At 50.3% G+C, this 3,575-nt stretch carries 4 protein-coding genes; 2 read left to right on the top strand and 2 right to left on the bottom strand.

Translation table 11 applies throughout. The features are described 5' to 3' along the window. Together IQR33_RS28865 and IQR33_RS28860 are read right to left on the bottom strand one after the other, a co-directional pair. A partial coding sequence (locus IQR33_RS28865; RefSeq protein WP_193844266.1) for a dihydroxy-acid dehydratase occupies positions 1–1,039 on the bottom strand: 1,039 nt, incomplete at its 3' end. Continuing rightward, positions 1,039–1,563 carry a gluconokinase gene (locus IQR33_RS28860; protein ID WP_193837272.1) on the bottom strand — a complete coding sequence of 175 codons (525 nt, stop codon included), beginning with the start codon at positions 1,561–1,563 and terminating at the stop codon, positions 1,039–1,041. The genes IQR33_RS28860 and IQR33_RS28865, both read right to left, overlap by 1 nt. A 153-nt stretch (positions 1,564–1,716) precedes the next feature. Here IQR33_RS28860 and IQR33_RS28855 point away from each other — a divergent pair, with 153 nt between their 5' ends. After that, positions 1,717–3,093, top strand: coding sequence for a GntP family permease (locus IQR33_RS28855; protein ID WP_012841240.1), 1,377 nt, complete (start codon positions 1,717–1,719; stop codon positions 3,091–3,093). 9 nt (positions 3,094–3,102) lie between these two features. Beyond that, positions 3,103–3,575 (top strand): bifunctional 4-hydroxy-2-oxoglutarate aldolase/2-dehydro-3-deoxy-phosphogluconate aldolase (locus tag IQR33_RS28850; RefSeq protein WP_228014202.1); only part of this gene is annotated, 473 nt, incomplete at its 3' end.

Raw genomic sequence — 3,575 nt, 5'->3', positions numbered from 1 at the left:
CGTTCATATCGGCTGGGCCGTTCGGGTAAACGCGCGCTAATAAAGGAACCACATCCGACAGATCGCTGATGTCTTGCCAGGTGAGCAAGATGCCAGCAGCACGCGCCACGGCGATCATATGAATGGTGTGATTGGTGCTGCCGCCAGATGCAAGTAGAGCGATGATGCCGTTGACCAAGCTCTTTTCTGTGACCACCTCGGCCAGCGGACGGAAGTGTGCAGAACCCGCCGTCATTGAGGCGATTTTCAGAGCCGCGTGATTGGTTAACGCTTTACGCAGTTGGGTATGGGGATGAATGAATGCCGAACCTGGCAGCATCAAGCCCATGGCTTCGAACACCAACTGGTTGGTATTGGCGGTGCCGTAAAATGTACACGTACCCGCAGAGTGGTAAGCGCGACACTCCATATCCAGCAGAGCGTCTTTGCCGACTTCTCCCGCTGCGTATTTTTGGCGCACGTCGACTTTCTCTTCGTTGCTGATGCCTGTTGCCATCAGACCCGCTGGCACAAACGCCGTTGGTAGGTGTGCGTAAGACAGCGCGCCCATCAGTTGCCCCGGTGCGATTTTGTCACAGATGCCAAGCAGTAATGTGGCATCAAAGACATTGTGACTCAAAGACAACGCCGTTGATTGCGCAATTAAGTCACGCGAAAACAGCGACATATCCATGCCTGCTTGACCTTGAGTCACCCCATCGCACATCGCTGGCACACAACCTGCGACTTGCGCCGTATGGCCGTAGTCCGCCAGCACTTTTTTGATTTGTGCTGGGTAGTCTTGGTACGGCTGGTGGGCGCTCAACATGTCGTTGTAGGCGCTGATCAGCGCGACATTGGCATGAGTAAAATCGAGAATATTTTTCTTTTCAGAAGAGCAAGAAGCGGCGACTGCATGGGCTAAGTTACCACAAGATAAACCAACACGGCCTTTGCCAGCTTCGGCTTGCACTTCGGTGCGAGCAAGAAAGGCAGCGCGCGCTTCACGGCTGCGCTCGGTCAAGCGTTGTGTGACCTCAAGAACAACAGAGTGAGTCATTACGCCACCTCGATCGCTTGCATTTTGATTAGCTCAGCGGCAGAGCGTTCCAACACGTCGCTGATGTCTCCGTCGATACTGACGATCAGAGTTTGAGGCTCGTTGTCTGGGCGCTCTAGTGTCTCGAATTGGCTCTTCACCATGTTTTCTTTCATGAAGTGGCCTTTGCGCATACGCATGCGATTAAGGATCAACTCCCTATCGCCATCAAGGAACAGGAAGGTCACGTTGTTGTTGCCTTCGCGGATCTGATCGCGGTAAATCTTTTTCAGTGCTGAACAGACAATAATGCCGTGTTCGTTTTTGCTTTCTAGGCTGTACGCCGCATCACGAATGCGTTCTAGCCATGGCTTGCGATCATCATCGTTCAGAGGTTGGCCCGAAGCCATTTTCTGAATGTTCGCTCGTGGATGAAGATCATCACCATCAATGAATTTACGCCCTAGCTTTTTCGCTAGATGCTCACCAATTGTGCTTTTACCACTAGCACAAACGCCCATAACGATGACACTACTACCAGCCATAACTTATCCTCATAACCAAATTTGCGCGTGATCTCAATTTTTGAATTCACTTTAAAATATGGGTTTATCTTATTCATGTTATCGGTAACATGTTACCGGTAACTGAAATAAATGTGAACCATAACACAAACAATAATTCTTAAAGGTGAACCTATGGAGCAATTAACCCAAGCCCCAGATCCTACGTTCCTACTGACGATTGCAGGCCTTGCCATTGCAGCGTTACTCGTTCTGATCATTAAACTGAAAGTCCATGCTTTTGCTTCCCTTACTATGGTGAGTTTAGGTACGGCAATCGCCACTGGCGTTCCTTCAGAGAAAGTCGTATCGACCATGATGGGCGGCTTCGGCGGCACGCTGGCTTCCGTGGCATTGCTGGTTGGTCTCGGTGCGATGATCGGTAAAATTCTTGAAGTGACTGGCGGTGCGAAAGTGCTGGCAGACACTTTGATTGGTCGCTTTGGTAAAGAGCGCGCACCATTTGCTTTGGGCGTCGCTTCATTACTGTTTGGCTTCCCAATCTTCTTCGATGCTGGCCTTGTAGTGATGATGCCAATCATCCTAAGTGTGGCGGCTCGTTTTGGTGGCTCACCAATTAAATACGCGTTGCCTGCAGCTGGTGCTTTTGCGGTTATGCACGCGTTTGTTCCACCACACCCAGGTCCGGTTGCAGCGGCAGAATTCCTTGGCGCAAACATCGGTCTGCTATTGGTGGTGGGTATTTTGGTTGCTATTCCAACTTGGTACCTTGGCGCTTACCTATTTGGTTTGTACGCGGGCAAAAAATTCGATATCCCACTATCTAAAGCCTTCTTTAATGGCGAAGCGATGGTGGATGAGCGCAACGCACCAAAATTTGGCACGGTTATGACCATCCTTGTGCTGCCAGTCCTGCTAATCTGTTTGGATACGGTATTGAACACACTGGCGGTTGCGGGTGTGATTGATGGCAAAACGGCACTGGTTGAGTTCCTACGTATGCTAGGTAAAACCCCAGTTGCGTTGCTGATCACTTTGATTGTCTGTCTGGCTGTGTTTGCCAAAGACTACGGCATGGCAAAACTAGAAAAATTATGTGGTGAGTCATTGGCTCCTATCTGTGGTGTTATCCTAGTCACGGGTGCAGGTGGCATGTTTGGCGGCGTACTGCGTTCAAGTGGTATCGGTGATGCACTGGCTGACGTTCTTACAGACACAGGTATGCCTGTGATTGTGGCGGCGTTTGTGATTTCAACCTGTCTGCGTGTTGCTCAAGGCTCGGCAACCGTAGCGCTAACCACTACGGCGGCTCTTATCGCGCCAGTTGTGGCTGCATCAACAGGTTTGAGTGAACTAGACCTTTGCTTTATCGTAATCGCGATTGCGGGTGGCGCAACGGTACTGTCTCACTTCAATGACTCTGGTTTCTGGTTGGTATCTCGTCTCCTTGAGATGGATGAGAAAACCACGTTAAAAACTTGGACGGTAATGGAAACGTTACTTGGCGGTATCGCGTTTATTATCGTCGCAACATTAAGCTTTATTCTTTAGAGGTTCCCCATGACAACACTTGAACAACGATTAAGAGAAATCAAAATCGTCCCAGTTATCGCAATCAACGACGTAGCACACGCTCTGCCACTGGCAAAAGTGTTGGTAGAAAACGGTTTACCATGTGCGGAAGTGACATTCCGCACCGAAGCGGCGGCGGAGTCGATTCGCATCATGCGTGAAGCGTACCCAGAACTGTTGATTGGCGCGGGCACCGTTCTGACCACAGAACAAGTGGATATCGCGATCGAAGCGGGCGTGGACTTTATCGTTAGCCCAGGCTTCAACCCAACCACAGTGAAATACTGTCAGCAACGTGGTGTGACTATCGTACCGGGTGTAAACAACCCAAGCTTGGTTGAGCAAGCGATGGAAATGGGTCTGCGTATGTTGAAGTTCTTCCCTGCTGAGCCATCAGGCGGCGTAAACATGCTGAAAGCACTCACGGCGGTTTACCCAGTGGAATTCATGCCAACAGGTGG

The sequence above is a fragment of the Vibrio sp. OPT46 genome (genome assembly GCF_015163535.1).
GTDB classification, from domain to species: Bacteria; Pseudomonadota; Gammaproteobacteria; order Enterobacterales; family Vibrionaceae; genus Vibrio; species Vibrio alginolyticus.
The sequence above is the reverse complement of the archived record's forward strand: the minus strand, read 5'-3'. Positions and strand labels throughout refer to the sequence as shown.

Bases quoted from the DNA above. Each gene is read 5' to 3' on its own strand.
- IQR33_RS28860 (WP_193837272.1), bottom strand. From the start codon at position 1,563: ATGGCTGGTAGTAGTGTCATCGTTATGGGCGTTTGTGCTAGTGGTAAA.
- IQR33_RS28855 (WP_012841240.1), top strand. From the start codon at position 1,717: ATGGAGCAATTAACCCAAGCCCCAGATCCTACGTTCCTACTGACGATT.